General features: G+C 66.4%; 26 protein-coding genes and 1 pseudogene. 7 read left to right on the forward strand and 20 right to left on the reverse strand.

From position 1 onward, the window contains the following. Positions 1-8: 8 nt before the first annotated feature. The 13 genes and pseudogenes from AC1DDA_RS20295 to AC1DDA_RS20355 all read right to left on the reverse strand — a co-directional run bounded on the left by AC1DDA_RS20295 (position 9) and on the right by AC1DDA_RS20355 (position 11,714). On the reverse strand, positions 9-950 hold the full coding sequence (locus tag AC1DDA_RS20295) for an HlyD family secretion protein (RefSeq protein WP_476797129.1): 942 nt from the start codon (positions 948-950) through the stop codon (positions 9-11). After that, positions 947-1,207, reverse strand: coding sequence for a DUF3302 domain-containing protein (locus AC1DDA_RS20300; protein ID WP_441509899.1), 261 nt, complete (start codon positions 1,205-1,207; stop codon positions 947-949). Before AC1DDA_RS20300 ends, AC1DDA_RS20295 begins: the two co-directional genes overlap by 4 nt. After that, entirely contained in the window at positions 1,194-2,501 is a 1,308-nt protein-coding gene (locus tag AC1DDA_RS20305) for a BatD family protein (RefSeq protein ID WP_476797130.1), read from the reverse strand. The genes AC1DDA_RS20300 and AC1DDA_RS20305 overlap by 14 nt, the downstream gene beginning before the upstream one ends. Then, the gene (locus AC1DDA_RS20310) at positions 2,498-3,139 is read right to left on the reverse strand and encodes a tetratricopeptide repeat protein (RefSeq protein WP_476797131.1); all 642 of its coding nucleotides are present in this window, start codon (positions 3,137-3,139) and stop codon (positions 2,498-2,500) included. Before AC1DDA_RS20310 ends, AC1DDA_RS20305 begins: the two co-directional genes overlap by 4 nt. Beyond that, complete coding sequence (locus AC1DDA_RS20315) at positions 3,136-4,053, reverse strand: VWA domain-containing protein (protein ID WP_476797132.1); 918 nt, start codon at positions 4,051-4,053, stop codon at positions 3,136-3,138. Before AC1DDA_RS20315 ends, AC1DDA_RS20310 begins: the two co-directional genes overlap by 4 nt. Next, on the reverse strand, positions 4,050-5,066 hold the full coding sequence (locus AC1DDA_RS20320; RefSeq protein WP_476797133.1) for a VWA domain-containing protein: 1,017 nt from the start codon (positions 5,064-5,066) through the stop codon (positions 4,050-4,052). The genes AC1DDA_RS20315 and AC1DDA_RS20320 overlap by 4 nt, the downstream gene beginning before the upstream one ends. A 2-nt stretch (positions 5,067-5,068) precedes the next feature. Then, positions 5,069-5,551, reverse strand: a complete 483-nt coding sequence (locus tag AC1DDA_RS20325) for a DUF4381 domain-containing protein (protein ID WP_476797134.1) — start codon at positions 5,549-5,551, stop codon at positions 5,069-5,071. Further along, the gene (locus tag AC1DDA_RS20330; RefSeq protein ID WP_476797135.1) at positions 5,548-6,549 is read right to left on the reverse strand and encodes a DUF58 domain-containing protein; all 1,002 of its coding nucleotides are present in this window, start codon (positions 6,547-6,549) and stop codon (positions 5,548-5,550) included. Before AC1DDA_RS20330 ends, AC1DDA_RS20325 begins: the two co-directional genes overlap by 4 nt. 11 nt (positions 6,550-6,560) lie before the next feature. Continuing rightward, positions 6,561-7,561: pseudogene (locus AC1DDA_RS20335) on the reverse strand (AAA family ATPase). A gap of 179 nt (positions 7,562-7,740) precedes the next feature. Then, the gene (locus AC1DDA_RS20340; RefSeq protein WP_476780070.1) at positions 7,741-8,007 is read right to left on the reverse strand and encodes a hypothetical protein; all 267 of its coding nucleotides are present in this window, start codon (positions 8,005-8,007) and stop codon (positions 7,741-7,743) included. Between the two features lie 60 nt (positions 8,008-8,067). After that, the gene (locus tag AC1DDA_RS20345) at positions 8,068-9,027 is read right to left on the reverse strand and encodes a formylglycine-generating enzyme family protein (protein WP_476797136.1); all 960 of its coding nucleotides are present in this window, start codon (positions 9,025-9,027) and stop codon (positions 8,068-8,070) included. 4 nt (positions 9,028-9,031) lie between these two features. Continuing rightward, positions 9,032-9,937, reverse strand: a complete 906-nt coding sequence (locus tag AC1DDA_RS20350) for a polyphosphate kinase 2 family protein (RefSeq protein WP_476797137.1) — start codon at positions 9,935-9,937, stop codon at positions 9,032-9,034. Between the two features lie 181 nt (positions 9,938-10,118). Next, entirely contained in the window at positions 10,119-11,714 is a 1,596-nt protein-coding gene (locus AC1DDA_RS20355; RefSeq protein WP_476797138.1) for an arylsulfatase, read from the reverse strand. Between the two features lie 314 nt (positions 11,715-12,028). On the opposite strand from AC1DDA_RS20355, the gene AC1DDA_RS20360 reads away from it, so the two are divergent. From AC1DDA_RS20360 to AC1DDA_RS20370, 3 genes are all read left to right on the forward strand, one after another. Beyond that, positions 12,029-12,295, forward strand: coding sequence for a hypothetical protein (locus AC1DDA_RS20360; protein WP_476797139.1), 267 nt, complete (start codon positions 12,029-12,031; stop codon positions 12,293-12,295). A 138-nt stretch (positions 12,296-12,433) separates the two neighbouring features. Further along, positions 12,434-12,907 carry a Cys-tRNA(Pro) deacylase gene (ybaK, locus tag AC1DDA_RS20365; protein ID WP_476797140.1) on the forward strand — a complete coding sequence of 158 codons (474 nt, stop codon included), beginning with the start codon at positions 12,434-12,436 and terminating at the stop codon, positions 12,905-12,907. A gap of 81 nt (positions 12,908-12,988) precedes the next feature. Continuing rightward, entirely contained in the window at positions 12,989-14,611 is a 1,623-nt protein-coding gene (locus AC1DDA_RS20370; RefSeq protein WP_441509915.1) for an ABC-F family ATP-binding cassette domain-containing protein, read from the forward strand. Positions 14,612-14,620: 9 nt separating this feature from the next. Here the strand turns inward: AC1DDA_RS20370 and AC1DDA_RS20375 are convergent, their stop codons facing one another. From AC1DDA_RS20375 to AC1DDA_RS20390, 4 genes are all read right to left on the reverse strand, one after another. Then, positions 14,621-15,550 (reverse strand): glutaminase, encoded by a 930-nt coding sequence (locus AC1DDA_RS20375; RefSeq protein WP_476797141.1) that lies wholly within the window; start codon positions 15,548-15,550, stop codon positions 14,621-14,623. A gap of 80 nt (positions 15,551-15,630) precedes the next feature. Then, the gene (locus AC1DDA_RS20380; RefSeq protein ID WP_476797142.1) at positions 15,631-16,821 is read right to left on the reverse strand and encodes a diguanylate cyclase domain-containing protein; all 1,191 of its coding nucleotides are present in this window, start codon (positions 16,819-16,821) and stop codon (positions 15,631-15,633) included. 144 nt (positions 16,822-16,965) lie between these two features. Then, complete coding sequence (locus tag AC1DDA_RS20385; protein WP_476797143.1) at positions 16,966-17,757, reverse strand: class I SAM-dependent methyltransferase; 792 nt, start codon at positions 17,755-17,757, stop codon at positions 16,966-16,968. A gap of 120 nt (positions 17,758-17,877) precedes the next feature. Next, complete coding sequence (locus AC1DDA_RS20390; protein ID WP_476797144.1) at positions 17,878-18,633, reverse strand: Crp/Fnr family transcriptional regulator; 756 nt, start codon at positions 18,631-18,633, stop codon at positions 17,878-17,880. Positions 18,634-18,797: 164 nt separating this feature from the next. Between AC1DDA_RS20390 and AC1DDA_RS20395 the strand changes: the two genes are divergently transcribed. Both AC1DDA_RS20395 and AC1DDA_RS20400 read left to right on the forward strand, forming a co-directional pair. Beyond that, positions 18,798-19,079, forward strand: coding sequence for a hypothetical protein (locus AC1DDA_RS20395; RefSeq protein ID WP_476797145.1), 282 nt, complete (start codon positions 18,798-18,800; stop codon positions 19,077-19,079). Between the two features lie 112 nt (positions 19,080-19,191). Then, positions 19,192-20,094: a transglutaminase family protein gene (locus tag AC1DDA_RS20400; protein ID WP_476797146.1), complete on the forward strand. Its 903-nt coding sequence runs from the start codon at positions 19,192-19,194 to the stop codon at positions 20,092-20,094. A 35-nt stretch (positions 20,095-20,129) separates the two neighbouring features. Here the strand turns inward: AC1DDA_RS20400 and AC1DDA_RS20405 are convergent, their stop codons facing one another. From AC1DDA_RS20405 to AC1DDA_RS20415, 3 genes are read right to left on the reverse strand one after another with little or no spacing between them, the layout of a single operon-like run. Next, positions 20,130-21,782: a sensor histidine kinase gene (locus AC1DDA_RS20405; protein WP_476797147.1), complete on the reverse strand. Its 1,653-nt coding sequence runs from the start codon at positions 21,780-21,782 to the stop codon at positions 20,130-20,132. After that, positions 21,782-22,372 carry a sigma-70 family RNA polymerase sigma factor gene (locus AC1DDA_RS20410; protein WP_476797148.1) on the reverse strand — a complete coding sequence of 197 codons (591 nt, stop codon included), beginning with the start codon at positions 22,370-22,372 and terminating at the stop codon, positions 21,782-21,784. The genes AC1DDA_RS20405 and AC1DDA_RS20410 overlap by 1 nt, the downstream gene beginning before the upstream one ends. Continuing rightward, positions 22,359-22,583: a NepR family anti-sigma factor gene (locus tag AC1DDA_RS20415; protein ID WP_476780083.1), complete on the reverse strand. Its 225-nt coding sequence runs from the start codon at positions 22,581-22,583 to the stop codon at positions 22,359-22,361. Before AC1DDA_RS20415 ends, AC1DDA_RS20410 begins: the two co-directional genes overlap by 14 nt. Before the next feature lie 212 nt (positions 22,584-22,795). Here AC1DDA_RS20415 and AC1DDA_RS20420 point away from each other — a divergent pair, with 212 nt between their 5' ends. Continuing rightward, complete coding sequence (locus AC1DDA_RS20420; protein WP_476797149.1) at positions 22,796-23,590, forward strand: response regulator; 795 nt, start codon at positions 22,796-22,798, stop codon at positions 23,588-23,590. A gap of 131 nt (positions 23,591-23,721) precedes the next feature. After that, positions 23,722-23,886 (forward strand): hypothetical protein, encoded by a 165-nt coding sequence (locus AC1DDA_RS20425; RefSeq protein WP_441509926.1) that lies wholly within the window; start codon positions 23,722-23,724, stop codon positions 23,884-23,886. Positions 23,887-23,960: the final 74 nt, after the last annotated feature.

Consider the following 23,960-nt stretch of genomic DNA (forward strand, 5'->3'; position numbering starts at 1 on the left):
TCCTCGGTTCAGAAGGGATTGATGTAGTTGGTGATCGCGATCTGCCGCAGCAGGACCTTGCGGATCAGATGGGCCGGCTTGACCCGGTCGGTGAAGATCGCCGCCGTGCCTGTGCTGCCCGCCGGCAGAGAACGGGCGAAGGCTTCGTCGTCGAGCTTCACGCGCACCACGAAAGGAGCGGCCGTGATCGCGCTCGGCGTAACGGCGGCACCCGAGGTCTGGACTTGTCCGGTCGAGACGGCCTGCAGAATGCTCTCGACCTTGCCGGCCTGGACCGTTCCCGGCGTCATCTTGAAGGTGAGCTCAACCGGCTGGCCCGGCGCGAGATAGCGCGAATCGACCTGGTTGATCTCGACCCCCGTGATCGTGTCTGCCGTGTCGATGAAGGCCATGACCGGCGAGAGCGGCAGGCTGGAGACGCGAGCGCCCTTGCGCAACGCGACATTCGTGACATAGCCGTCGGCCGGTGCGCGGACTGTCGTCTTGTCGAGATTCCATTTCGCGCCGTCGAGCTGGGCCCGGAGCTGAGCAACGGAAGCCTGACGCTCCTCGACATCGAAGGCGCGGCCGGTGCCCTGGGTCTGCAATTGCGTCATCTGGGCAAGGCGCGTCTCCTGGAGCGAAAGCTGCGCCTGGATGGCGTCGACCTGCGACTGGAAAGGCGTCGGATCGATCCGGAACAGGATGTCGCCGGCCTTCAACGGCTGATTGGCCTGAACGGGAACGTCGATCACCTCACCGGCGACATCGGGAACGATCGCGACGGAGTTGCGGACGACAAGCACGCTGCCCTGCGGCGCGCCCCAGCCCATCGGGATGAAAAGGCCGATGAGCAGCAGCAGAAAGACAAGGACGGGCGAGACCTTCCAGAAGGAGTTGAAGGGCACGATCCTGAGTTTCACCAGGATGAAGAGCAGGGCGAGATAGGCGTTGAGGAGGACGACGATCATCGCGCGGCCTCCGCTCCGGAGGATGGGCGCTCCGGCCTCGCGGGGATATCGACATAGGCCCAGATCAGCACGGCCGGCCAGAGCACGAAGCCCAAGAAGAGCGTGATCCAGCCGCCGATCGCCACCGCCTCGGCCCAGGGATGGTTGCGTCGTCTTGCGACCATGCCGGGCCACATCGCCATGAAGACGATGACGAAGACCGTGCTGGCGGCCAGCACGATCAGGACGATCCAGGCGAAGAGATCAAGGCCGGACATCGCTGGACGCTTTGTTCATGCTCGCGCTCCAAGCAGTTGGATTCAGTGGTGGCAGTGAATTCCCGGAGCCTCGTATTGAGCCGTCGCTTCGCTTGCGAAAGGCGACTGCCGCACCCGCCAGCCGTTCCCCCATCTTGCGATCCCAGGTCGGGCCGGCGCCGAAGAGGCTGCGCTCGAGCGACGCGATGGCCGAGCCCAGTTCGCCGGTCGAACGCGCATGTGCTTGCTGATCGGCCGGCAGACGCTGGAGCCATTGAATGAGCGCGCAGTAGGTCGCTGAAGCATCTCCCGCCTTGGCCGTGCGCGCCAGCTCCCGTCGCGCCGCGCCTTCCGATGCGCGGTGGCGCTGTTCGGCCCGCTGCCAGAGCGCGGCCAACCTCCCGCGCAGCAGGATCAAACCAAGAGCGAGTGCGGCGAGAATGAAGCCGGCTGCGAGCCATAGAGGTCTCGACGTCCAACCCAAGAGAACTTCGGGACGGCCCGCCGGCGCTGCGACCGTCACCGCGACGCCGGGCAGCGTTTCCGTCCGCGCCCGCTTGGCCGAGAGGCTCCACCAGGGCTGCGTCAGCGCCGGCAGATCATAGGCTCCGGCCTTCTCGAAGACATAGGTGACCTTGTCGGTGCGGTGGCCTTCGACGGCACCGCGCTCGCTGCGATCCTCGACGACCGGCGGATCGGCATAGATGCGCACGCCGTCAGGTGCGGCAAATGCGAACTCGGCCATGCCGAGCGCAGGCACGCCATCCGCCTGTCGCCGAATGGTCCGCACAAGCGCGCTCCCGGGCCTGAACTGCGCGGTCCGGGGATCCGGCGACCAGCTCTGCGCGACGCTGACGCCGTCGGCAGCGAGCACCGGACCGGACGGATCGAGACCGGGCGGCACCGTGACCGCGATCCGTATCGGGTCGCCCTTCGCTGTCCCGACGGAATCGCCATTGCGATCGAGCAGCGTCACATTCGGCGCGGGAACGGCTATCTCACCACCGCGGCGCGGAAAGACGATGAATTCGAAGCTCTGGCCGACATAGTCCTGATCGTCGATCCGGTCCCGCATCGTCGTCGCCTGCGTCTCGAAGCGCAGGATCTGCGCTCCGGGGACTTCGGAGATGCTTACGCGTGGCGGATGGAGCATCTCGCCCGGAAACATGACCTGAACGTCGAGCCGCACCGGCTGGCCGATCACGATGCCCTGAGCGGGGCTGATCGTCGTGCGGATCACCGGTTGGCCCGCAGGGGCCTGCGCCCAGGCCAAAGCCGGGATCAGCGTCCAGACGAACGCCATGGCGAGCTTCATGGCGCCGCTCCCTCCGCCCGCGACTGGAGCTGATAGGCGAACTTGGCCCGCAGGAAATCGGCGGGCTGCGTCTGGACGCGCTTCAGCCAGAGAGCGCGGACCTGCTCGTCCGACATCGGCTTCTCGCCCTCGACCGTCGAATCCTCGCCGCCCTTCTTCGTCTTGTCGAAGACGATCTCGTCGGGCTTGTCGTCGGTGTTGCCGGTCTCGCCGCCTTCCATCTTCTTCCGCTCGCCGCGGATACGGGCTATCTCGCGGTTGTTCACCGCCGCCGACCAGCCGGGACGCAGCGCCAGCGCCCGGTCATAGCGCTTCATCGCGTCATCGTACTGGCCGAGCATCACCAGCGCATTGCCCTGATTGAAGGCGCCTTCGGCCGTATCGCGCGCGGCGAAGGCCTGCGCCGCTTCCTTGAATTCCCCGGCCCGGAACAGCGCGACACCGCGCCAGAGCGGATCGCGAAACGCCTTCGCGGCATCCGCCGGACGGCTGCGGCTCATCAACAGCCGACCACGCTGATCGGGCGTCAGCCAGAGATCGCGCCAGCCGATCCGATATGCCGCAGCCGACAGTGCCAGGATCGCAACAAGCGCGATGGCCGCATAGGGAGAAGACCACAGGGAGCGGGGGCTTTTCATGTCAGCACCCAACCGCGGCGGAACCAGAGCAGGTTGAGCAGACCGAGCAAGGGAACCAGCCAGTAGCCGGTTTCGCGCCAATGCTCGCCCTCGCCCGCGACGCTGGCAGCGGCATCGCCGCTGTCGAGGCGGCGCACCACGGCGGCGACGTCCGTCTGATCCGGCGTGGTCGGAATCGTGGCGGCGCCCATAGCCCGCGCCGCATCGGCCACGCCGCTCGTATCGACTTCCGGCGGGACCAGGGCGAGCAGCGTCACGGCCGGCCCCTTGATCCGACCGAGATCGGCGACCGCCTCGGGCGCGATCGTATCGGCCATGACCAGGATCGAGCCGCCATCGGCACTGCCTGCGAGCGCGCGCCCGGCCAGCTTCAGCGCCCCCGCGAGATCGTCGCCGTCCTTCGGCATGATGCGCGGCGAGAGCGCCTTGGCGAGATCGAGCACGACGCCGCTATCCGGCGTCGCCGGCAGCACGAGATGCGCGGAGCCGGCATAGGCGACGAGCGCCGTCGAAGCCCCTTCGCGCGCCGCCATGATGTCGGCGAGCTTCTGCCGGGCACGGTCGAGCCGCGTCGGCGCGAGGTCCTGCGTCAGCATCGAGGGCGTGACCTTCAGCACGACCGCGACGGCAGGCTTGGCCTGCGCGAAGGGCGAGGGCTCGCGCTGCCAGGCAGGGCCGGCCACGGCGAGCGTCGCGATGATCCACGCGAGGAAGAGCCAGTCCGACGGGGTGATGCGCTGGTGCCGATCCGTGCCGATGAGGAGATAGGGCAGCAGCGCCGGATCGATGACGCGGCGCCATTGCTGCAACGCGTCGGAGCTGCGGCGCTCGATCAGCCACAGCGCCGCCGCCGGGAGCAGCGCCAAAAGCCAGAGCGGCCGCAGGAAATGGAAGGCGCCGAGTGCGTCCATCATCGCAGCGCTCCCGCGATCGCGGGGGGCTCAGACGCTCCCCGGCCCCGGTGACGCCGCAGAATGAACAGCGCCTGGGCCAGCATGCTCAGCACCAGCATGCCCGCCACCGGCACCCAGTAGATGTCGCGGCGCGGGCGAAAACTCACCGTATCGATATGGCGGGTCTCGATCTCATCGAGCCTGCGATAGATATCGGCAAGCTGGGCACGGTCGAGCGCACGGAAGAAGCCGCCGCCGGTCGTATCCGCGACCTCCTTCAGCGCGGCTTCGTCGAGCTTGTCCTCGCCCGCCGCCTGCGGATCGCCGACCGCGACCGTATGGATGACGATGCCCTTGTCCCTGGCGACGCGCGCGGCCTCGGCCGGCGGGACCTTGCTCATCGTGTCGTTGCCATCGGTCAACGCGATGATCGTCCTGGCCTTGACCGTGCTATGGGCGAACAGGCCGATCCCAAGGCCGATGGCATCGCCGAAGGCCGTGCGCGGGCCGGCCATGCCGACATCGGTGTCGCGCAACATCGCGCGGCACAACTCCAGATCGGTGGTGAAGGGCACGAGCGCGAAGGGTGCATCGCCGAAGACGACCACGCCGACGCGATCGCCCTTGCGGCGCGAGAGGAACTCGTCGAGCACCTGCTTCACCGCTGTCAGCCGATCCACGGTCTTGCCGGATGCGTCGACGAAATCCTTGGTGTCCATCGAACCGGAGAGATCGACCAGGACGAGCAGGTCTCGGGTCGGCACATCGTGATGCAGGGGCGGTTCGATCCATTGCGGCCGGGCGAGCGCGGCGAGCGTCAGGAACCAGGCCAGCGTCAGGAGCAGCAGGCGCCCGAGATGACGGCGCGCGACCACGCCGCCGGAATAGGGCTGCTCTCCGCTCAGCCGCGCCAGCCTCTCGAAGAAGGGCACCCGCAGGCCGGCGCGCCGTTCGGCATGGGCGGGCAGCGCGAACCAGACGAGCAGCGGCAGCGGCGCCAGCAATCCGACCCAGGGATAGGCGAAGGAGAGCATCGTCACCTCCGCCCTGAGACACGGCCGCGCTGGCCGCGCAGCCAGGCCTTGGCTTCTGTGGCCAGCGCCACCTGAGCTGGAGCTTGCGCCCCGTCATTTGCCGCGAACAACGCGTCGAGACGGGCGGCCAATCCGTCCATCGGCGTGCCGGAAGGTGCGGTTGCGCGGATGAAGGCCGTCCAGGACGAGCCGGTCAGGGTGGCTACGCGCTCGCGCCCATAGGCGACCATGGCTGCGCGCTTGAGTACGGCCGAAATGGCGCCGACCGCGTCGCCATCTCGCGCAGCGCTATCGACCTCCTTGGCGGCACGGCGCAGATAGCCGTCGGCGCGATAACGCTGCAGGGCGCGCCAGCCGAACACGGCGAGAGCCGCGACCGCAGCGCTTCCGACGATCCAGATGCCGACGGCCGGCGGCCAAAAGGCGATCGCCGGCGGCGGCGCCAGATCGGCCATGTTGGCGAGATCGCCGGGATCGCCGCTCATGGCGATCTCCCGCTGGCGCTCGCGAGCCTCTGCGCCTGCCGCCGGCCGATCAGCTCGCGCATCTGCTCGGCCACGTCGCGATCAGGCGCGATCGGCAGCACCGGGATGGCGCGGCTGCGCGAGAGCCCCGCCATTCGCGCACGCCATTCCACACGCTCGTCGAAAAAGCGCCGGCGCAGCGACGCCCCGGAGGCATCGACCTCGATCTGCGCCTGCCCCGAGCTGAAGGTCGCCCGGCCGATATCCGGCAGATCCTGCTCCAGGGGGTCCTGGACGAAGACCGCAAGCACGTCGTTATGGGCGCAGAGACGAGTCACAAGCCGCCGGGTTTCCTCGTCCTCGCCGGCGAGATCGGAGATGACGCAGATCAGCCCGTCATGCTTCACCATGCGCGCAGCCGCGCTCAGCGCTTCGTTGAGCCGGCCCGGGCTGCGGTCGGATGGCGAGGCATGTTCGAGCGCCGCATTCTGCCGGGCAACCTCGCTGAGGACACGCACGGCGCCCAGATCCCGGGCGCGCGGCTGGACCGTCACGACCTCGTCGTCACCGAAGACGACGGCTCCGACGCGATCGCCGAGGGAGGTGACACGCCAGGCCGCGAGCGCGGCGGCCTCGGCGGCGGCAACCGACTTCATCGCCCGCCTGCTGCCGAAGAACATCGTGCTGCGCTGGTCGACAAGCAGGATGACGGGACGATCGCGCTCCTCGGAATAGACCCGCACATGCGGGCTGCCGAGCCGCGCCGTCGCGAGCCAGTCGATGGTGCGGGTGTCGTCACCCTCGAAATAGTGCCGGAGTTCCTCGAAATTCAGCCCGCGCCCGCGCAGGCGCGAGGCATGGCGCCCCGCGAGCAGGCTATGCACGGGCTGGCGCGGCAGGAAGCTGAAGCCAAGGGCGCGATGCTTGAGCCGAAGCAGGTCGTCGAGCGTGGCGAAGGCACGGGCTCCCGCGGCCGGAGCCGGCCCTCCCGTCCTCGCCCTCTCCCGCATCAACGCCATGACGCGCCTCGCTACGCCGCAACGGCGACCTGTTTCACCACCTCGTCGAGCACCGCATCGGCGCTGACACCTGCGGCACCCGCCTCGTAGCCGAGCGAAATCCGATGCCGCAGGCAGTCATGCGCCACGGCCTGCACATCCTCGGGGGTGACGTAGTCCCGCCCCTGCAGCCAGGCATAGGTCCGTGAGCATTTGTCGAGCGCCAGCGTCCCGCGCGGGCTGGCGCCGACCGCGATCCAGTTCTTGAGGCGCTCGCCATATTCGGCGGGCCGCCGCGTCGCCGCGACGAGCCCGACCATATAGGCCTCGACAACACCCTTCGTCGTCACCCGGTCGATCTCGGCGCGGGCGTCGAAGATCACTTGCTGCGGGATCGACGCGGCTGTCTCCGGCGGCCTCACATTCGCGGCGGCTCGGAGCGCACCAGCCGCATCACCTTCACCTCGTCGGCATCGGAGGGGTAGTCGATGCGAACATGCATCAGGAACCGGTCCATTTGCGCCTCGGGCAGCGGATAGGTTCCCTCCTGCTCGATCGGGTTCTGCGTGGCGAGCACCATGAAGAGCGGCGGTAGGTCGTAGCGCTTGCCGGCCACGGTGACGTGGCGCTCCTCCATCGCCTCGAGCAAGGCCGACTGGACCTTGGGCGGGGCGCGATTGATCTCATCGGCGAGGATCAGGTTGCCGAAGACCGGGCCCTTGCGGAATTCGAACTGGCCATTGGCCCGCAGGATCTCGCCGCCGGTCACATCGGAGGGCAGCAGGTCCGGCGTGAACTGGATGCGGCTGAACTCGGATTCGAGATTGGCCGAGAGTCTCTTGATCGCCCGCGTCTTGGCAAGGCCCGGCAGTCCTTCGAGCAGGACATTGCCGTTGGCGAGCAGCGCGACGACGATGCGCTCGACGACCCGCTCCTGCCCGATGATGTCGGCATTCATCCGGCTCTGCAGGTCATTCACGGTATCGCGCGCGGTCCGCCCGGCTCCATCCATGGCCCGATCCCTCAACTGCATCCGGATCGGACTGTGGCGAAAGCTGAGCTCAAGTCAGCCGCGTAACCGTTACGGCGGCAGGGGGCGGCCGCGCCCGCGCCATGGCGAGAAGCGGCTCTGTGCGGCCCATGCCTGCGTCGTCAAGCGTGTAACCGTAAATGCCGGGTCGGGGCCGAAGCCCCGAACCGGCATCGCCGGCTTCAGGGAATCTTGGGAACGAGATCGTTGCCGAAGCTGTCCGTCTGGCGCGCGAAGCTGTTCGTGCCGGCCTGGATGTAGGCAGGTCCGCCGGCGCGCGCCGGGATCGGACCGGGATCAAGATAGCTGCGCGGCGGCGGCACCGACGTCACGCTGAGCTGCGGCTCCGGCGACGAAGCAGCCTCCTGGGTCGTACAGGCACCCAGCATGGCGGCGGGAACGATGAGCGTGAGCAAGGCGGAGAAACGGAGACTGCTGGTGTCGATCATGCGGATTTCGGCCTCAGCCGTCCTTTTGTCGCGCGTGGTTGCAGCTCATCTCTAGAGGGGTCAGCGCCCGCGGACAACACAGCGAAAGCCGACATGGCTGGTGGAGGTATCGATCGGTTCGGCGTGACGCGCCGCCGGCCGGTACCGCCGGCAATAATTCGGCGCGCAGAGATGGGAACCGCCCTTCAGGACCTTGCGCGGGATGTGGATGTCCGGCATGCGCGGATCATAGCTTTCGGCTTCGGGGCCGCCGCGCGGATTCTGCGGCACGCAGCAGGCTTTCGGCGCATCGCCCTGATGTTGCACCGACCAGAAATCGGCGGTCCACTCCCAGACATTGCCGATCATGTCATAGAGGCCATAGCCATTCGGCGGGAAGGTCCCGACCGGCGAGGTACGGGCCCAGCCATCCTCCTTGGTGTTCTCGAAGGGGAAGTTCCCCTGCCAGGTATTGGCCATGTGTCGGCCACCCGGCATGAGCTCGTCGCCCCAGGCGAATTCAGAATCGTCGCGGCCGCCCCAGGCGGCGAATTCCCATTCCGCCTCCGTCGGCAGCGCCTTGCCGGCCCAGGCCGCATAGGCTTCGGCATCGCGATAGGCGACATGGACCACCGGGTGATCGTCCAGCCCCTTGAGCGAGGAGCCTGCGCCATAGGGCTTGCGCCAGGTCGCACCGAACTTGAAGGTCCACCATTGCGACCAGTCGCGCAGATCGACGGGATGCGAAGGCGGGTCGAACATCAGCGACCCCGCCCGCAACATATGCGGCAGGGCGCCTGGATAGTCCTTCGGGTCCGGGGCGATTTCGGCGAAGGTGACATGCCCCGTCGCCTCCACGAAAGCGCGGAACTGCCGGTTGGTGACCGGCGTCACATCGATCCAGAACGGGTCGACGCAGGCACGATGGCTCGGCGCCTCCTCGGAATAGTGCTTGTCCGAGCCCATCCGGAACAGGCCGCCGGGGAGATGCACCATTCCATCCGTCCCGGCGCGGGCCTCGATCTCCGCGGCATCTGCCATGGCCCTAGTCTCCCTTGCCGTTCTTGCGTTCGCCATCGGCGAGAAGCTGCTTGCGCGCCTTCGCCATCGCCTTGCGCAGATCTTCGTCGAAGGCCGGAAAGCGCGGGTCGAGCTTTTCAAGGCGTTCGACGATCGTCGCCGCCACGACGAGCCGCGTGAACCATTTATTGTCGGCCGGCACGACATGCCACGGAGCGACCTTCGTCGCGGTGGCGGCGATCGCGGCCTGATAGGCCCGCTGGTAGTCGTCCCAATGTTCCCGCTCGACGATGTCGTTCAGATCGAACTTCCAGTTCTTGTCTGGCTCGTCGATGCGCGCGAGCAACCGACGCCTCTGCTCCTCCCGGGAGAGGTTCAGGAAGAACTTCAGCACGACCGTGCCATTCCGCGCGAGATGTTTCTCGAAGTCGCGAATGCTTTCGAAGCGCTTGGTCCAGAGCTCTTCGCCGGCGGGCTCGGGCGGCAGGTTCTGCTTGCGCAACAAATCCTCATGGACGCGCACGACCAGCACCTCTTCGTAATAGGAGCGGTTGAAGATGCCGATTTCGCCGCGCTCCGGCAGTTTGCAGGCGGCCCGCCACAGGAAATCGTGGCGAAGCTCCGACAGGCTCGGAGCCTTGAAGGAATGCACGATGCAGCCCTGCGGGTTTACGCCGGACATGACGTGCTTGATCGTGCTGTCCTTGCCCGCCGTGTCGATCGCCTGCAGAACGATCAGGATCGACCAGCGGCGCTCGGCGTAAAGACGCTCCTGGAGGTCGTGCAGACGCTTGACGCCAAGCTGCAGCAGCTCCTTCGCCTCGTCCTTCTCGATGTCGAGACCGCAGGTCTCGGCCGGATCGAACTGCTTCAGTCGGAAGCTGTCGCCATCGGCGACCCGGAAGCGAGCGATGATGTCATCCGGCCGCATCGCCAGCCCTTTCTCGCGAAGATCGGCCGCGCAGGCAACGCCGCGGCATTCTGCTACACTTCCCTGCTTGGATCGCATGCCGCCCCAAGAGGGCGCAATCGCCATTTGCGACCACGCCCGTCCTCCGCCCCCGCGAAAGCTGGGGAGCCCGCCTTCGCAGGCCCCCTCGTTCGGCCGGCGGCTATTTTGAGGCGCCCGTGCGGTCCAGATTGCGCATCAGAGCATCCACCATCTGGTCGACGCTGAAGCTCGCCGGACGCTGGCTCGGCGGAAACTCCTTGAAGGTCTGCAGGAACGGCGCGACCTTCCAGACGCCGTATTGGATCAGATAGGCGTTCTTCGCGAGCCAGTCATAATACTGGTCCGAGACGATGTCGGCCCGCTCCATCGGGTCCATGCGCAGGTTGAAGACTTTCGGCGCGCGCAGGCAGGTGAAGGGGTTCGCCCAGACGATGAAACCGCCAGGCTGACGCTGCTCGCAGAACACGATCTTCCAGTCGTTGTAGCGATAGGCGACGAGTTCACCATCGTCATTGAAGTAGAAGAACTCGTTGCGGGCCGATTTCGGCTGCTGGCCGGTCAGGTAGGGCAGCTGATTGTAGCCGTCGAGATGGACCTTGGCCTGTTGGTTGCCGAGCGTCGTGCCCTTGGCGAGCTTGTCCTTGATATCGCCATCGCCAGCGGCGGCGACCAGTGTCGGGAACCAGTCGAGGCCGGAGACCATCTCGTTCGAGACCTCGCCCGCCTTGATCTTGCCCGGCCAGCGGATCATTGCCGGGACGCGGAAGGCGCCTTCCCAATTCGTATCCTTTTCCGAGCGGAATTGCGTGGTCGCCGCATCGGGCCAGGACCATTGGTTCGGGCCGTTGTCGGTGGTGTAGACGACGATGGTGTTGTTGGCGACACCGAGATCGTCGAGCGCCTTCAGGAGCTTGCCGACATCCTCGTCATGCTCGAGCATCCCGTCGGCATAGTCGTTGCCGGGCATGCCGCTGCGGCCCTTCATCGACTCGCGCACATGCGTGTAGACATGCATGCGGGTGGTGTTCATCCAGGTGAAGAAGGGCTTCTGCGCCTTCACCTGCCGCTGCATGAAATCGATCGCAGCCGCGGTGGTCTCGTCGTCGATCGTCTCCATCCGCTTGGCCGTGAGCGGGCCGGTGTCCTCAATCTTGCCGTCGGCGGAGGTCTTGAGCACGCCGCGCGGTGAATTGGATTTGACGAAGTTGGCGTCGTTCTTCGGATAATAGGGGCGCTCCGGCTCCTCCTCGGCATTGAGATGGTAGAGATTGCCGAAGAACTCGTCGAAGCCGTGCCGGGTCGGCAGATATTCGTCACGATCGCCGAGGTGGTTCTTGCCGAACTGTCCGGTCGCGTAGCCCAAAGGCTTGAGCGTCTGCGCGATGGTGACGTCGCGGTCCTGCAGCCCGACAGTGGCGCCGGGGATGCCGACCTTGCAGAGGCCGGTCCGCAGACAGACCTGACCGGTGATGAAGGTGGAACGGCCGGCCGTGCAGCTGTTCTCCGCGTAATAATCGGTGAACATCGTGCCTTCCCGGGCAATGCGGTCGATGTTCGGCGTCCGGTAGCCGACGACCCCATGCGAATAGGCGCTGATGTTGCTCTGCCCGATGTCGTCGCCGAAGATCACGAGGATGTTGGGCCGAGCAGGGGCCGAGGCCGGGGCGGGTTGCTGGGCCTTTGCGGCCCCTGAGAGGCCCATGACGGTGGCCAACGCCGCCGCCGCCACCGCAGCCAGGAATTTTTGGCGTTCCATGAAATGCTCCTGGTTTCGCATCGCGACAGTGGAGACATTGCCGACACAGCGTTCGTCCGCGCACACGATCGAATGCATCGCACGGGGGCATTCCGGGCTTAAGCTTGTAACAGTTACGGTCGCCCGGCGCCGCGCGCGTGCCGACGCAGGCCGATGGCGGCGGATAGCGCATCGTGCTGTCGACGGGGCGCACGGCGATATCGAGCGAAAACGCCTCATGCGGCGCGGAGTAGATGGCCTGAATCGACTCAACTGCCGCCCGGCGCTCATCCGACGGCACCACGCGGATGGAGAAGGAAGCCCTCTGCAGCATCATGGCGAGTGCATCGACGAAAAGCTCGGCCCGCGCCGCCATGTCCTCGTTACCGCGTCCGACCGCGGTCGGCGGCACGATCGCCTATTCCTTCGCCGTCGCCGGCACGCCGGTCACGGCACGCCTCAAAGTGCTGCGCGAGGTGAGCGTCGAGAACCGGCCACAGGGGACGATCGGTCTTTTCAGCATCGCGTTCCCGCTCGGCGCCGTCGCGCAGGCAGCGCCGCCGCCCGAGCCCGTGCCTGGCGCCCGTGTGGTAAAGTACTAGCCGACCGACGTCGAAGGATCTGCAGGAAGTCGCGGGCGCTGCGCTTTCCAAGTCGCCGGCAAGGGGGTACTTGGCTGTCGCGGTGAGAGCGCTCGCGCCCTGCACCGGCTCCGTCACTAGCCCAGTATTCACCGGATCATGGCCCAGACGACCCCTGCCACCCAGGCATTGAAGCGGCTCGGCGTCGGCTTCGAGCTGCGCAGCTACGACTATGATCCCAATGCCGAGCGGGTCGGATTGCAGGCAGCCGAAGCGCTGGGCGAGCCGCCCCATCGCATCCTCAAGACCTTGATCGCGCAGGTCGACGGCAAGCCGGTCTGCATCGTGCTCGCCTCCGATCGCGAGGCCAGCATGAAGAAGGTCGCGGCGGCCTTCGGCGGCAAGTCGGCAGCGATGATGCCGGTGCCGGATGCCGAAAGGCTCACCGGCTACAAGGTCGGCGGCGTCAGTCCCTTCGGCCAGAAGCGCAAGCTGCCGACCATCGTCGACGAAGCGGCGGCAGGCGAGGCGCTGGTTTACGTCAATGGCGGCCAGCGCGGCCTGCAGATCGCGCTCACGCCCGCCGATCTCCTGCGTGCTGCCGACGCGCGCAGCGCCCCGCTCTCAACCTGATCGCGGCCTCGCGCCGCCTTTCCCACTCGCTCCCGATGGCTTAGTGGCACGGGGGCGCCGCTTCCCAGGGTTTCCAAACGCATGATTCGCCTCGAGAACATCAGCAAGCAGAACGGAAAGCAGATCGTCTTCATCGAGGCGTCGGCCGGGCTCCTCAAGGGCGAAAAGGTCGGCCTCGTCGGCCCCAACGGCGCTGGAAAGACCACGCTTTTCCGGATGGTCACTGGCGAGGAAGCACCGGACGAGGGTCAGGTCTCGATCGATCGCGGCGTCACCATCGGCTATTTCAGCCAGGATGTCGGCGAGATGTCCGGCCGCAGCGCGGTCGCCGAGGTGATGGACGGGGCCGGGCCGGTCAGCACGGTCGCGGCGGAGCTCGCCGAGCTCGAGGCCGCCATGGTCGACCCGGACAGGGCCGACGAGATGGAGGACATCATCGCCCGCTATGGCGAGGTGCAGGGCCGCTTCGAGGAACTCGACGGCTACGCCCTGGACGGGCGGGCCCGCGAAGTCCTGGCGGGCCTTGGCTTCAGCGAAGAGATGATGGAAGGCGATGTCGGCGCGCTCTCGGGCGGCTGGAAGATGCGTGTCGCGCTCGCCCGCATCCTGCTGATGCGCCCGGACGCGATGCTGCTCGACGAGCCGAGCAACCATCTCGACCTCGAAAGCCTGATCTGGCTGGAATCCTTCCTCAAGGGTTACGAAGGCGCGCTGCTGATGACCTCGCACGATCGCGAGTTCATGAACCGCATCGTCGGCAAGATCATCGAGATCGACGGCGGCGCGTTGACCACCTATTCCGGCGACTACGAATTCTACCAGCAGCAGCGCGCGCTGGCCGAAAAGCAGATGCAAGCGCAGTTCGAGCGCCAGCAGGCGATGCTCGCCAAGGAAATCGCCTTCATCGAGCGCTTCAAGGCCCGCGCATCGCATGCCGCGCAGGTGCAGAGCCGGGTGAAGAAGCTGGACAAGATCGAGCGCGTCGAGCCGCCGCGCCGGCGCCAGACCGTCGCCTTCGAGTTCCAGCCGGCGCCGCGCTCCGGCGACGATGTCGCCAGCCTCAAGAACGTGCACAAGGCCTATGGCAGCCGCAGCATCTATGAGGGGCTCGACTTCCATATCCGCCGCAAGGAGCGCTGGTGCATCCTCGGCGTAAACGGGGCCGGCAAGTCGACATTGCTCAAGCTAGTCACCGGCGCGACCGAGGCCGACGCGGGCACCGTCACCGTGGGCAGCAGCGTCAAGATGGGCTATTTCGCCCAGCACGCCATGGAGGTGCTCGACGGCGAGCGCACCGTGTTCGAGGCGCTGGAAGACCGCTTTCCGCAGGCAGGGCAGGGCTCGCTCAGGTCGCTGGCCGGCTGCTTCGGCTTCTCCGGCGACGATGTCGAGAAGCGCTGCCGCTTCCTGTCCGGCGGCGAGAAGGCGCGCCTCGTGATGGCGATGATGCTCTACGACCCGCCGAACTTTCTCGTGCTGGACGAGCCGACCAACCATCTGGACATCGCGACCAAGGAGATGCTGATCACCGCGCTCTCGCAATATGAGGGCACGATGCTCTTCGTCTCGCACGATCGGCATTTCCTCGCCGCACTGTCGAACCGGCTGCTGGAGCTGACGCCCGAAGGCGTCCATGCCTATGGCGGCGGTTACACGGAATACGTTGCGCGCACCGGGCAAGAGGCGCCGGGCCTGCGGAGCTAGACGTTCTCGCTAGCGCGCGAAGACCGACCAGCCGGTCGCCTCGGCCAGGCGTTCCAGCGCCAGCGTGCCGAGCAGCGAATTGCCGTTGGCGTTGAGGCCGGGCGACCAGACCGCGATCGCGGCCTTGCCCGGAGCGACGGCGAGGATGCCGCCGCCGACGCCGGACTTGCCGGGCAGGCCGACGCGGAAGGCGAAGTCGCCCGAAGCATCATAGTGGCCGCAGGTCAGCATCAGCGCGTTGATGCGCCGCGCCCGCTGGGCCGAGACGACGCGCGGGCCGCCCGGTTCGTAGACCCCGCCATGCATCAGGAAGCGCCCGGCCATGGCGAGCTGGCGGCAGCTCATGGCGATCGCGCATTGATGAAAATAGACGCCGAGCGTCAGCTCCGGCGCGTGGATGACGTTGCCGAAGGCCTTCATGTAGTTGGCGAGCGCGATGTTGCGGAAACCGGTCGCCTGCTCGGCCCGCGCGACAGCGTCGTCGATGACGATCCTGTCGTCATCCGCCAGGTAGCGCACGAAGCGCAGCAATTCGCCGATCGCGACGCGGGGCTCGTGGCCGGCGAGATTGATGTCGGCGACGACGAGCGCGCCGGCATTGATGAAGGGATTGCGCGGCACGCCCTGCTCGCGCTCGAGCTGAACGATCGAGTTGAAAGGCGTGCCGGACGGTTCGCGCCCGACCCGGCGCCAGAGGGTGTCGCCCACCTTGCCGAGCGCCTGGGTCAGGGCGAAGACCTTGGAGACGCTCTGGATCGAGAAGGGTTCCTCGCTGTCGCCGGCGGCGTGCACTGCGCCATCCGCCGTCACGACGCAGAGCCCGAACTGCCGCGGGTCGATGCGGGCGAGCGGCGGGATATAGGTCGCAACCTCGCCGCGTTCGCTGGCGTCGCGCATCTCGTCGGCAATGTCGCGGACGAGCCGCCCGATATCCGTCACGCCTGAGATCCCGGCTGCTGCGCATGGCAGGCAAGCCCGAGCGGGGCCGCCGGGTCAAGCCCCGCCGCGCCGGCAACCGCTTATTGCAGGCGAAGCGTCCCGCCGGAGGAGGCGCCCCCGATCACCGGACGCTGCGAAGCGATGACGCACAGCGATTTGCCGCGCGACTTCGCCTGGTACAGCGCGGCATCGGCCGCGGTCATCAGGCTGTTCATGTCGCGGCCATGCTCGGGAGCGAGCGCAATGCCGACGGAGGCGCCGATATGGAGCCTGTGGCCGCTGTCGAGCTCGTAAGGCTCCGAGATTTCCCGCACGATCCGCTCGCCGAAGCGCTGAAGCTGAACGTGCTCGGTCTGCTCGGAGAGGACGACGAACTCGTCGCCGCCGATGCGCGCCGCGATGTCGGACGCCCGGACGAGGCCGCGCAGCCGCTCGGCCACCAGCTGGAGCAAAGCATCCCCCGCCATGTGGCCGTAGCTGTCATTGACGGCCTTGAAGCCGTCGAGATCGAGATAGACCAGGGCAAGCCCCTTGGGAGGCTTCGCATCGTCGAATTTCGTCGTGAAGGCCTTGGCCAGCCCGGTCCGGTTCGACAGCCCCGTCAGCATGTCGTGCCGCGCGTGGAAGGCATTCTCGCGTTCCGCCCGCATGGTCGAGATCAGCATCCCGTTCAGCTTGTAGGCCGCCATCGTCATGCTGAAGAGATAGAACGGGATCTGCATGAAGGTGATGAGCATCATCGGCTCGGACAGGAAAGGCGCCGCAAGCACGCAGGGACCGAGCGTGAGTGCGACCATCACGCCGGCCATGCGCGGCGCCGCGAAATTTCGAAAGCAGATGCCGCCCACCATCGCAGCCGCCGACAGGCAGGCGAGCGTGGACGCCACCCAGTCGCCGCTCATCAGGCTCAGGAACGTGCCGGCGCCGATGCCGGCTGCCCAGGCGACTCCGAGCAGCAGATAGATGTCGGTGGGGGTCGATTGGCCGCGCGCGGCACGCTTGCGCGCCGCAAGCAGGACGCACAGGCGCACGATGCAGCAAACGATCTCGAAAGCGCACCAGAGCGTGAATGGCAGGGTCGGGATGCGCCAGGCGATCAGGAAGGACACCGCCAGCGAGTTGATGACGCCGCCGGCGAAGATCGGCAGCGTGCCGTAGAGGCTTGCAACCAGCGCGCCCCGGATATCGGGGGGGACATCCGGGCCGGCATCCGCAAGCCAGCGCGTCACACGCCAACGCGGCAGGCTGAAACGGAGGACTGGGGCACTCATCGGCTGATCCGGCTCCTCTGGCGAGCAGGCCAGCGGAGCACCCGGTCGCGAAGGGTGCCTAGCAATCAGGGGTTACGATTCAGTGAGGAACGCCGCGCGAATCAAGCGTTGTATGCAATGCAGGGCTGCTGAAAACTCGGATCGTCACCGGATCTGGCGGTAGACCCAGACCCGCGCAGGCGGAATGTTGCGCAGCACCCAATCGGAGACGAAGGCCTTGAGGCCGGATCCCTTGCGCGAGATCGGCGAGATCACCGAATAGGTAAACTGGATGAACGGCGCACCCTCGACAAGCAGCGGAAAGGCCTCGCGCGCCAAGGCCGTGCGGGTGGCCGGCGGCCGGTTGAACAGCGGCAGGCTCGAGACGAGCGCGATCGCCTTCTCGTGCAGATGGCCGGTGAGAGTCTTGGACAGGGCATACGCATCGCCCTGCACCACCGTCGCACGCGGGAAGCGCTGACGCAGGAGCTCACAGAACTCCGGGCTGTACTCGACAAGGATGAGGCGGCTCTCGTCGATGCCACGCTCGATCAGCGCTTCGGTGACCGGGCCGGTGCCGGGGCCGATCTCGATGACCGGGCCAGGCTGTTCGGGATCGACGAAGGAGGCCATCCGCCGCGCGAGTGCCGGGCTCGACGGCGTCACCGAGCCGGTGCGCAGCGGGTCGTCGATCCAGGACTTGATGAAGCGGGCCTCGTCGCCGAGCTTCGCCCTGGCTTCGCTGACTCGACTCTTGAACTTCTCGGCGGTGCTGCGAACTTCGCTCTCGACCTTGTAGCGGACGGCCGCCACCTTGAGCTTGGCTTCCGCGACGCTGTCGACAAGGTCAGCCGCCGTCACCCGCACCTCGCCCTCGATCCGCGACGCCACGCGGGATTGCCCGAGGCGAGCGGCGAGCGACGTTGCGCGCGGACGATGACGGATCGTCGAAGACATGGCACCCCTTGATCGCCGCAGAGACGACGCGTCTGACGCAGCCGAACGTTACCTGCGCGGCATATGGGGTCAAGAGCGGCCGCCCGCCAAGTTCTTTTCCGCAGTTCCGGCAAAAAGCTGTCAGATCAACGGCCTCGGCGGCGAAGCCTGCTCGTAGACCGCAGCCATATGTGCGGTCAGGCGCGGGTTGAGCAGCGTCAGCCGCCCGCCCGAGAGCGAGAACAGCCCGGCCTTGCGCAGACGCGACCAGGTCTTGCTGGTGTGGACCAGAGACAAGCCCAGCGCATCGGCGAGCTGCTGCTGCGAGAGCGGAAAGGCGAAGCTGTGGTTGCTGACGAGGCCAAGCGTCTCGGCGCGATGGTAGAGCGAGATCACCAGAGTGGCGATGCGCTCGCCCGCGTTGCGCTGGCCGACCGTGGTCAGGTTGTCGTCGATCAGGCTCTCCTCGCGTGAGCCCAGCCAGGCCAACTCATAGGCCAGCGTCGGCATTCTGACGAAGAGGTCCCAGATCCGCCTGCGCGGGAAGACGCATAGCTCGACATCGGTGAGCGCTTCGATGCCGTGCTCGGCCGCGCTGAGCAGGGAAGCCTGCAGGCCGACGAGATCTCCCGGAAGGAGAAAATTGAGGATCTGGCGACGTCCGTCAGGCAAGGATTGGTAGCGGAAGGCCCAGCCCGAATAGAGCGTGTAGAGCTCGGCATCCTCCTGGCCGGGGTGAATGATGTCGGCACCGGCCGGAAGGCTGCGATGGTCGATCTTCATGGCCTGAATGAAGCGGATCTCGTCGTCTGCCTTGTCCTTGAAGGCGGGCTTGAGCCGCAGCGGGCAGGCAAGGCAAGGCGTTCCCAAGCGGCCCTGCTTACTGACGATGTTCATGAACCTATCGGTCCCCCCGACTCCGCCGCGGAACGCATCGGCAAGCGTCCAACGCGCAAGACGGCGGCGCGTTCCGAATCGGCTCCAAAGGAACCATCTCGGCTTGCGCTGCGTTTTCCTGTCGAAATCCGGCCCATCCGGGCCGGAAGCGTTGGGAGATGGACATGCCGAAAGCCAGCCTTGCCCCCGCTGCACGAGCCCTGCTTTTCTTCGGCTTCATGGGTGCGGCCGTCACGGGTCTGACCATCGGAGCGCAACTGCAGATCCCCTCCGACCAGAGTTCGACGAGCGTCGCCATGGCCAAGGGCGAACGCGACAAGGCCGCGGATCTCCGCTTCGCCGCGGTCGATTCCGCTGACCGGACGCGCAGCACGGCGAAGAGGGCGATCGCCTCGCCGTCTCAGCAGGCGCTTGCAAGCGGGCCTATAACGCATGTCGTACGCTGAGCCTGCCAGCGGAACCTGACGCGGATTCCCGCGTTACATGCGCGGCGCATCCTCGCGTCGCACTTCAAGGCCGCCTCTGGCGGCTTATTTTTTGAGTGCAGGCAGAGCCCCCATGCTGCGTATCCGACACGCGACGACCTATCGCTATGCGCAGCCCGTCGCCTTCGGCCCACATCGGCTGATGCTGCGGCCACGCGACAGCTTCGACCTGCGCGTCGTCGATACCGCCCTCTCGATCTCGCCTTCCGCCAGCCTGAGCTGGATGCACGACGCCTACGGCAATCCCGTCGCCATCGCGAATTTCGAGGCCGAGGCCGATACGCTCGACATCGTCAGCACCCTGATACTCCAGCGCTTCGGCCCCGCCATTCCGCGCTCCGAGATCAAGCCCGGCACAGCGCTGACCGGGGTCGTCTACGGCGAAAACGAGCGGTCGGTGCTGCAGCCGTTCCTCGCTCTCGCCAGCGCCGACCCCGACAAGATGCTCGACCGCTGGCTCGCCGATTTCAGGGCGAGAACCGGCCAGGGCTCGGGCCATCTCCTGCGCGATCTCGCTCACGCGCTCCATGGCGCACTCAGCTACACCACCCGTTTCGACGAAGGCACGCAGCACCCCGTCGACACCCTGGAGAGCGGTTTTGGCTCCTGCCGCGACTACGCCTGGCTGTTCATCGAACTCGCACGGCGCATGGGTTTCGCCGCACGCTTCGTCACCGGCTACATCCATGACAGGAGCCCGGACGACGCCCTGCTGACCAGCGCGGTGGGATTGACCCATGCCTGGGCGGACGTCTTCATCCCCGGCGATGGCTGGGTCGAGTTCGATCCGACCAATGATCTCGTTGCCGATCGCCAACTCCTGCGCGTCGCGGTCGCCCGCGTGCCGGAGGATGCCTCACCCATCGCCGGCAGCTTCACCGGGCCGGCAGGGTCCTTCCTGGGGCTGAGCGTCGGCGTATCGATCGAACCGGTCGACGCGCCCCAAGCCGGATCGGATCTGGCTGAATCAATGTGATCGGCCAGTCCCGCTCTGACTTCGAAAGAGTTCGGTCAGGACGCATGCCTGACACGCCAGCGGCCAAGCGAACCGCCTTGAGGCTCGGCTGTCTGCACCGCCTCGATCTGGGCGAGGAGGCCGGCAAAAATACGCGGCGGCGCGCCGTGGCTGATCTCGCGATCGGCGTCGAGCCAGACCTCGATCGTGTCGTCGTCGATATCGACGACGTTGACCGTGACGCGCACGCCCGGCGTGCTGCGCAGCGCGCGCGAAGCGACATCAGCCACAAGAAATCCGAGCGGGATGATGCGATCCACCGAAAGCGTCGCCGCCGTATCGATCCGGCTCGTCACCCACTGATCGCGGCTGCGGATCAGATTCGAGATCATCGTGACGACGTCGTCGAGGAAGAGATCGACGCGGACCGGCTGCATCTCTCCGTCCGCCAGCGTGAAGCGATAGGCTGCCGAAAGGACATGGACGCGACATTCGGCATCGGCGAGCGCCAGCCGGGCCTCGTCGCGGTAATCGCGCTTACTCAGGCCGATATAACTCTGGACGACCTGCAGGCTGTTCTTCACCCGGTGATGCAGCTCACGCACGAGGAAACGGTTGTCGTCCAGGGCGGTTTGCAGGCGGCGCTGACGCACCTCCTGCTCGTCGACCATGGCGTTGAAAGCTTCCGCCACGCTGCGGATATCGCTCGGCATGTCCTCGGCGAGCGCCACTCTGGCCCGCCCGGACGAAGCCCGCGCACGGGCCGCCGCTTCGATGCCGCGCAGCCAGCGGGCGCAATGCTTGTCGATCGCGCGCAGGTAGACGACGCAAAGCAGAGCAAGAGTGGTCAGCGGCGCGAGCAGGAGCACGAAGAACTGCAGGCGTGCGGCCTGGGCCGGCCCGTCGTCGAAGCTGGCGATGACGTAGAAGTCGGGATCGGCGACCATCCGGGCCGAATAGACGCGATCGGGACCGGCGCGGCTGGGCGCCGTCCAACGTTCGCGGCCGTTCGGAACCCGATTCTGTTGCGGCAGCCAATTCATATCCGCATCGTCGCCGCGGTTGGCCACGATGTCACTGCCCCGGCCGATCAACGCGACATTCATGTCCCGCCGCCCATCGCCAAGATCGAAGACGTTCTCCAGCAGCTCCGGCGCGGTCAGGAGAAGTGCCTCTTGCAGACCCCTGCCGGCCGTCTCCGGGTCGGCCATCAGGATGGCGAGATAACGCCGGCCGGCGAGCGTGACCTGATCATAACGGATTCTGCCGAGATCGGCGCCGTTCCAGTTCGCGACGGAGGGAAGCTTTGCCAGCTGTCTGGCGACATCGCCCAGCGTCTCCTTCGAGAGATCGGCATTGAGAGAAGCCGCGCAGATGCGACCATCGGCGCTGCGCAGGAAGAAGGCGTGGAAGCCGCTCGCCCGCTGCATCGCTTCCAGCCCCGCTTCCTCGCAGACAGCAGGATCGACGCGCGGATCGCTCGCCATCGTTCCAAAGGCGAGCAATGCGCGCGAAGCCCCCCGATACCAGACGCGCGTGCGCACCGCAAAATCATCGACCGCGCGCAGCTGGGCTGCCTCGATCGTCGCGACGGCGGCGCGATAAGTGGCATAGGCAGCGAAAGCCGTGGCGCAAGCAACCGGGACCGCAATAGCGATCAGAAGGGCCAGAAGGCGCCCTCGAACGGTGCTGAACCGCGCCAGACGCATCAGGAGCCGACTGGTTCGGAACCGACCCTTTGCATCGCGGCCGCGCTGGTGCGGTCCGGCCCAAGATCGTCGACGCCACCGATGGAAAGCAGCTCGGCGAGCTTCGTCCGAGCGCGGTTCACCCGGCTCTTGATCGTGCCGATCGCGACGCCGCAGATGTCCGCCGCCTCCTCGTAGGACAAGCCGGTCGCGCCCACCATGATCAGGACTTCACGCTGCTCCTCGGGAAGCTTCGCCAGCGCCTTGCGGAAATCGGCGAGGTCGAGATGGCTTTCCTGATTGCCATGCGTCGCCATCCTCTCGGCATAGGTGCCTTCGCTGTCCTGCACCTCGCGCCCGCGCTTGCGATAGAGCGAGTAATAGGTGTTCCGCAGGATGGTGAAAAGCCAGGCGCGCAGGCTGGTGCCCGGTTCGAACTTGTCGGAGTTGCCCCACGCCTTGAGAAGCGTATCCTGGACGAGATCGTCAGCGAGCTGCATCGACCCCGACAACGAAGCCGCGAAGGCGCGCAAGTTCGGGATTTCGCGAATCAGGCCGTCCTTGAACTCGTTGGCAGCGCGGGAAGCCTTAGGGAGATCATTTGCACTCATCGGACGACGCTCCGGCTGCGCGCAGTTCCGTCGCTTCGAGCTGCGCCAGCAGCACAAGGAATTTGTCCGGGACAGGTGCGTTCACAATGTCGTCGTAGTGCGCCTTGAGCGAGCGACCTATGGATTCCTGCACCTTCGCATCCAGAACCAGTTCGAAGTCGTCATTGTCGCCTCCGTCCGGCTCGGACATCGCTGTATCCACGTTGCTCATCTCAGCCCTCGCGCCGCAACCGGGCCTGCTTTTCCAGCAAGTCCCGCACTTCATCTCTCTGTCGGCGAAACCAGAGCCAGATGGCGGTGGCGACACCAATGCGCCCTAATAACAGCCGCGATTTCAAAAGGTTCCGCATCCGGCAAAAAATAAATTCCTTGTCAGCGGCTCATCCTAAGCCATTATCCAGGCACGATAAAAGGGACGCGTTCATGTCTATCGCAAAAGAAATTGCGCCTCATCTTCCTTACCTGCGCCGGTTCGCGCGCGCCCTCAGCGGCACTCAGGCCAGCGGTGACGCCTATGTCGTCGCAATGCTGGAAGCGCTCGTCGCCGATCCATCCGGCTTTCCTCGTGGCATCGATCCGCGCGTCGGTCTCTATCAGTCCTTCCTGAAGCTGTGGTCTTCGGCCGGCGTCGATACCAGCGAGCCGATTGTCGAGCTCACGCGGGCTCCGGCCGAGCGCAATCTCGAGGCGCTGACGCCAAGGCCACGGCAAGCCTTCCTGCTGCGAACCGTCGAGGGCTTCTCGATCGAAGAGGTCGCGACGATCATGGGCGTCGGCACGGCCGAGGCGGCCGCGCTCGTCCAGACCGCCGGCCAGGAGATTGCCGAGCAGGTCGCGACCGACGTGCTGATCATCGAAGACGAGCCGATCATCGCGCTCGACATCGAGACGATGGTCGAGGAACTCGGCCACAGCGTCACCGGTGTGGCCCGCACGCAGCGCGAGGCGATCGCGCTGGTCGCCAAGAAGCGCCCCGGCCTTGTGCTGGCCGATATCCAGCTGGCCGATGGCAGCTCCGGGCTCGATGCGGTCAACGAGATCCTGACCTCGATCGACGTGCCCGTGATCTTCATCACAGCCTACCCTGAGCGGCTGCTCACGGGCGACCGGCCGGAGCCCGCCTTCCTGATTACCAAGCCGTTCCAGCCGGAAGCGGTGAAGGCCGCGATCAGCCAGGCGCTGTTCTTCGATCGGCGGGCCGGCCGCAAGGCCGCCTGAGCCCCTTTCCTTGCCGATCAGAAGCCCGCGGCGCGCCGCGGGCTTTTTTTGTCGCGCCCGGAACCAGCACCGCCGCCGCACGTTCCGCAACACGATGTCGGTTTGGTTTTCGGTGCGGGAGGGCATGGACCATGGCGATGACCTGCTTGTCGGCAGCGATCGCAGCGATTTCGGTCGCGGCAACACTGTTTTCAGGAGCCGTGGCACCGGGCGCCATGAGCGGCGAAATTCTGTCACTGGTACTGGCCGCATTGACCAGCCTGGCCGTGGCTGGAGCAGCCGCTCTCGACAGCTGAACTTGGCAAGCCGCCTCGGCTGTTCAGCCGCACGAATTCTTCTGCTGATCGCCGTCGGCCTCGTCTCCACGCCA

It is taken from the genome of Allobosea sp. 10N428, from assembly GCF_056394545.1.

Excerpts from the sequence above, each read along its gene's own strand:
- AC1DDA_RS20295 (WP_476797129.1), bottom strand. The coding sequence starts at position 950 with ATGATCGTCGTCCTCCTCAACGCCTATCTCGCCCTGCTCTTCATCCTG.
- AC1DDA_RS20300 (WP_441509899.1), bottom strand. The coding sequence starts at position 1,207 with ATGTCCGGCCTTGATCTCTTCGCCTGGATCGTCCTGATCGTGCTGGCC.
- AC1DDA_RS20305 (WP_476797130.1), bottom strand. The coding sequence starts at position 2,501 with ATGAAGCTCGCCATGGCGTTCGTCTGGACGCTGATCCCGGCTTTGGCC.
- AC1DDA_RS20310 (WP_476797131.1), bottom strand. The coding sequence starts at position 3,139 with ATGAAAAGCCCCCGCTCCCTGTGGTCTTCTCCCTATGCGGCCATCGCG.
- AC1DDA_RS20315 (WP_476797132.1), bottom strand. The coding sequence starts at position 4,053 with ATGATGGACGCACTCGGCGCCTTCCATTTCCTGCGGCCGCTCTGGCTT.
- AC1DDA_RS20320 (WP_476797133.1), bottom strand. The coding sequence starts at position 5,066 with ATGCTCTCCTTCGCCTATCCCTGGGTCGGATTGCTGGCGCCGCTGCCG.
- AC1DDA_RS20325 (WP_476797134.1), bottom strand. The coding sequence starts at position 5,551 with ATGAGCGGCGATCCCGGCGATCTCGCCAACATGGCCGATCTGGCGCCG.
- AC1DDA_RS20330 (WP_476797135.1), bottom strand. The coding sequence starts at position 6,549 with ATGGCGTTGATGCGGGAGAGGGCGAGGACGGGAGGGCCGGCTCCGGCC.
- AC1DDA_RS20340 (WP_476780070.1), bottom strand. The coding sequence starts at position 8,007 with ATGATCGACACCAGCAGTCTCCGTTTCTCCGCCTTGCTCACGCTCATC.
- AC1DDA_RS20345 (WP_476797136.1), bottom strand. The coding sequence starts at position 9,027 with ATGGCAGATGCCGCGGAGATCGAGGCCCGCGCCGGGACGGATGGAATG.
- AC1DDA_RS20350 (WP_476797137.1), bottom strand. The coding sequence starts at position 9,937 with ATGCGGCCGGATGACATCATCGCTCGCTTCCGGGTCGCCGATGGCGAC.
- AC1DDA_RS20355 (WP_476797138.1), bottom strand. The coding sequence starts at position 11,714 with ATGGAACGCCAAAAATTCCTGGCTGCGGTGGCGGCGGCGGCGTTGGCC.
- AC1DDA_RS20360 (WP_476797139.1), top strand. The coding sequence starts at position 12,029 with ATGGCGAGTGCATCGACGAAAAGCTCGGCCCGCGCCGCCATGTCCTCG.
- ybaK (WP_476797140.1), top strand. The coding sequence starts at position 12,434 with ATGGCCCAGACGACCCCTGCCACCCAGGCATTGAAGCGGCTCGGCGTC.
- AC1DDA_RS20370 (WP_441509915.1), top strand. The coding sequence starts at position 12,989 with ATGATTCGCCTCGAGAACATCAGCAAGCAGAACGGAAAGCAGATCGTC.
- AC1DDA_RS20380 (WP_476797142.1), bottom strand. The coding sequence starts at position 16,821 with ATGAGTGCCCCAGTCCTCCGTTTCAGCCTGCCGCGTTGGCGTGTGACG.
- AC1DDA_RS20385 (WP_476797143.1), bottom strand. The coding sequence starts at position 17,757 with ATGTCTTCGACGATCCGTCATCGTCCGCGCGCAACGTCGCTCGCCGCT.
- AC1DDA_RS20390 (WP_476797144.1), bottom strand. The coding sequence starts at position 18,633 with ATGAACATCGTCAGTAAGCAGGGCCGCTTGGGAACGCCTTGCCTTGCC.
- AC1DDA_RS20395 (WP_476797145.1), top strand. The coding sequence starts at position 18,798 with ATGCCGAAAGCCAGCCTTGCCCCCGCTGCACGAGCCCTGCTTTTCTTC.
- AC1DDA_RS20400 (WP_476797146.1), top strand. The coding sequence starts at position 19,192 with ATGCTGCGTATCCGACACGCGACGACCTATCGCTATGCGCAGCCCGTC.
- AC1DDA_RS20405 (WP_476797147.1), bottom strand. The coding sequence starts at position 21,782 with ATGCGTCTGGCGCGGTTCAGCACCGTTCGAGGGCGCCTTCTGGCCCTT.
- AC1DDA_RS20410 (WP_476797148.1), bottom strand. The coding sequence starts at position 22,372 with ATGAGTGCAAATGATCTCCCTAAGGCTTCCCGCGCTGCCAACGAGTTC.
- AC1DDA_RS20415 (WP_476780083.1), bottom strand. The coding sequence starts at position 22,583 with ATGAGCAACGTGGATACAGCGATGTCCGAGCCGGACGGAGGCGACAAT.
- AC1DDA_RS20420 (WP_476797149.1), top strand. The coding sequence starts at position 22,796 with ATGTCTATCGCAAAAGAAATTGCGCCTCATCTTCCTTACCTGCGCCGG.
- AC1DDA_RS20425 (WP_441509926.1), top strand. The coding sequence starts at position 23,722 with ATGGCGATGACCTGCTTGTCGGCAGCGATCGCAGCGATTTCGGTCGCG.